The organism is Citrobacter sp., assembly GCF_050252275.1.
GTDB lineage: Bacteria > Pseudomonadota > Gammaproteobacteria > Enterobacterales > Enterobacteriaceae > Citrobacter_A > Citrobacter_A amalonaticus.
Window position 1 is genome coordinate 1 of record NZ_JBFWLF010000380.1, and the last position, 3,402, is coordinate 3,402.

Consider the following 3,402-nt stretch of genomic DNA (forward strand, 5'->3'; position numbering starts at 1 on the left):
GACATGTTCACATTCCAGTTGCGCATAAATTAAGCCCCGGTCACGTATTTCATACGGATCTTCCGGGTTAAATTGCAGTAACGCTTCGCTCGCTCGCAGCGCCAGCTCCATCTGTTGTTCTTCCATTAAGGAAGATTTCAGCGTGTCCAGCAGCTTGCGAATCACTTCCGCGTTATCCGCTTCATCCAGGTCCTCGTTAAATAACTCAGCGACCGGACTGATATTCCCCTTCAGCCACACTTCCAGCGTATGCTCATTCAACGTTTCCCCGTTAAACGGGTTGATGAGCCACATCTCGCCTTCCAGCGACTCGATACGCAAAATAAGCTGCGTCGGGAATATCACCGGCACCAGCGGTAATGACAATCGGTTGGCAATCCACAGTAAAATTGCCCCCAGTGACACCGCACTGCCCTGGCGGTTCTTCAGTACCTGGTCAAGCCATAGCGCGTCGGACAAGCGGTAAACGCCGCGGGTGTCAGTAAAGCCCCACTCGCCGTAGAAAAGTGCCAGCAATTTTTCCAGTTGCTCATCCTGAGACAAAAGCTGGCTAATTTCTTCTTGCGCCAGGCTGACCAGACGTTCCAGCTCGTCATAGACAGTTTGCGAAGGGAAATCCAGGCGGATCGATTCCGATGCCAGGATCATCCCGTCGCACAATGGCGCTTTGTTAAATTCGAAATCAGCTAACGACCTCATGACTTACCCCAGTAACGGTATTTTTGTGGTGGCGAGTTTAATGATGATGTACAGCACCACCAGCGCCAGCGGGAACGCGATTAATCGCGCCTGCCGACTGCGCGCCCGACGGTAATCGAGCGCAATAAAACCCAAAACGATGTAAATGATAACTCCAAACAGCTTCTCAGTCAGCCATGTCCCCTGCTCCGTGAATGGCAGGATGTGCGTTTTAGCGATCAACCCCACACCAGTGAGCAACAAAACGGTGTCAACAATCGGCGGTACGACGCGCGTCCAGCGCGCGTGAGCCCGCGCAGGATGACATTCACTCCACCCATAACGCAGCACAAACAGACTAACGGAAAGCGCAATGCTAGCAAGGTGAACCCCTAACAGGAGCGTAACGCTGTTCATACGGGCTTGCGTCCGAGCGTAAGACGCTCGTTGTCGCCATAATCGCGACAAGTTTCTACCGCCTGGTAGCCCGCGCGATTAAAGGCGTCACGCACCGCGGCACCCTGCTGCCAGCCATGCTCGATCAGCAGAAAACCGCCCGCTTCCAGCCGCGTGCGAGATTGCTCGATGATGTGCACAATGTCGGCCATTCCGCAGTCACCGGCGACCAGGGCGCTCAGCGGTTCGAAGCGGACATCGCCCTGCGCCAGATGCGGATCCTGCTCGTCAATGTACGGCGGATTGCTGACAATCATCGCAAACTGCTGCCCCGGCAAGGCGCTAAACCAGTCGCTTTGCAGAATATGGACATTGTTGATAGCCAGATGAGCCGCATTACGCTGCGCCAGCGCAACGGCATCCGGCATTCTGTCAACCGCCGTGACCTCGCAGTCAGGGCGCTCAGACGCCAGCGCCAGCGCAATCGCACCGGTGCCAGTACCCAGATCGAGAATGCGGCACGGGGTTGTTGGCAGTCGCGCCAGCGCCTGCTCCACCAGACATTCGGTATCCGGACGCGGGATCAACGTGGCTGGTGAAACAAACAGCGGCAACGACCAGAATTCCCGCACGCCAGTTAAATGTGCGATCGGTTCCCCCCGTTGACGGCGAGCCAGCAGCATCGCCAGTTGCGCCTGCTGGGCGTCGGTCAACGTCGTTTCGCCAAACGCCAGTATCCAGGTGCGCCCTTTTCCGGTCACGAATTCGAGTAAGATCTCGGCATCGCGACGCGGGCTTTCACTCTCCTGTAGCTGGCTTATCGCCTCACGTAACCAGTGCTGAAAATCCATTATTCCTGCTCGGACAGCGCCGCCAGCTGATCGGCCTGGTATTCCTGCACGATCGGCTCAATCAGCATATCCAGTTTGCCTTCCATTGCTTCATCCAGACGGTAGAGCGTCAGGTTGATGCGGTGATCGGTCACACGCCCCTGCGGAAAGTTGTAGGTCCGGTTGCGGTCGCTGCGGTCGCCACTGCCCAGCAGGTTACGACGCGTTGACGCTTCGGCCTGCTGACGCTTCGCCACTTCTGCCGCGCGAATACGCGCGCCGAGCACCGAGAGCGCTTTGGCTTTGTTCTTGTGCTGCGAACGTTCGTCCTGACACTCCACCACAATGCCTGTCGGCAGGTGAGTAATACGGATCGCGGAGTCGGTGGTGTTAACGTGCTGACCACCCGCCCCGGAGGAACGGAAGGTATCAATACGGAGATCGGCCGGGTTGATATCCGGCAGTTCGGCTTCCGGCAGCTCCGGCATCACCGCCACGGTACAGGCAGAGGTGTGGATTCGGCCCTGCGATTCCGTTGCCGGTACGCGCTGCACACGATGCCCGCCGGACTCAAACTTCAGTCGACCATAGACGCCGTCGCCGCTGATCTTGGCGATAATCTCTTTATAGCCGCCGTGCTCGCCTTCGCTGGCGCTCATGATCTCCACGCGCCAGCGGCGTGTTTCGGCATAGCGACTGTACATGCGGAACAGATCGCCGGCAAATAAGGCCGCTTCATCACCGCCAGTCCCGGCGCGAACTTCCAGAAACGCATTGCGTTCATCGTCCGGATCTTTCGGCAGTAACAATACCTGTAGCTGCTGTTCCAGTTGTTCACTCTTGTCTTTCGCTTCGCGCAGTTCTTCCTGCGCCATTTCACGCATTTCAGGATCGTCGAGCATCATTTGTGCTGTTTCGATATCGTCCTGAATCTGTTGCCAGTCCGTAAAACAGCGAGAAACATCGCTTAGCTGTGCATACTCGCGCGACAGTGCGCGAAAACGTTCCTGGTCTGCGATGGTTCCCGCATCACCCAGCAGCGCCTGAACTTCTTCATGGCGTTCATGCAGGGCTTCCAGTTTGGCAACGATAGAAGGCTTCATAGGCGTAAATGCACCTTGTAAAAAGAAGGGTGTGTTGCTACTCCAGCCCGAGGCTGTCGCGCAAGATATTCAGGCGTTCGTCATCCCCGTCACGGGCGGCCTGCTGAAGAGATTTGGTTGGTGCATGGATCAGGCGGTTGGTCAGTTTCCATGCCAGATCCTGCATAATGGCCTGCGCGTCACCGCCCTGTTCCAGAGCAGCAAGCGCTTTTGCAGTCAGTTCATCCCGTACATGCTCAGACTGACTCCGGTATTCACGAATGGTTTCACTGGCGCCCTGAGCACGCAGCCAGGCCATAAACTCGCTGGTTTCCTGCGCGACAATCGTTTCGGCTTCCACTGCCGCAGCTTTGCGCTGCGCCAGGTTGTGCGAAATGATGCTTTGCAGATCGTCA

Annotated in this window: 4 protein-coding genes and 1 pseudogene; all 5 read right to left on the reverse strand. The window is 56.8% G+C overall.

Going from position 1 to position 3,402, the window contains the following annotated elements; all coding sequences use genetic code 11:
- The coding region (gene sirB1, locus AB7E14_RS21905) for an invasion regulator SirB1 (RefSeq protein ID WP_428169955.1) at nucleotides 1–699 on the reverse strand (699 nt) is incomplete at its 3' end.
- Nucleotides 700–702: 3 nt separating this feature from the next.
- Nucleotides 703–1,095, reverse strand: coding sequence for an invasion regulator SirB2 (gene sirB2 / locus AB7E14_RS21910; RefSeq protein ID WP_216081409.1), 393 nt, complete (start codon nucleotides 1,093–1,095; stop codon nucleotides 703–705).
- Nucleotides 1,092–1,925, reverse strand: coding sequence for a peptide chain release factor N(5)-glutamine methyltransferase (gene prmC, locus AB7E14_RS21915; protein ID WP_216081408.1), 834 nt, complete (start codon nucleotides 1,923–1,925; stop codon nucleotides 1,092–1,094). Before prmC ends, sirB2 begins: the two co-directional genes overlap by 4 nt.
- Complete coding sequence (gene prfA / locus AB7E14_RS21920) at nucleotides 1,925–3,007, reverse strand: peptide chain release factor 1 (protein ID WP_044257688.1); 1,083 nt, start codon at nucleotides 3,005–3,007, stop codon at nucleotides 1,925–1,927. The genes prmC and prfA overlap by 1 nt, the downstream gene beginning before the upstream one ends.
- 37 nt (nucleotides 3,008–3,044) lie before the next feature.
- Nucleotides 3,045–3,402, reverse strand: a pseudogene (gene hemA / locus AB7E14_RS21925) (glutamyl-tRNA reductase); the annotation flags it as partial.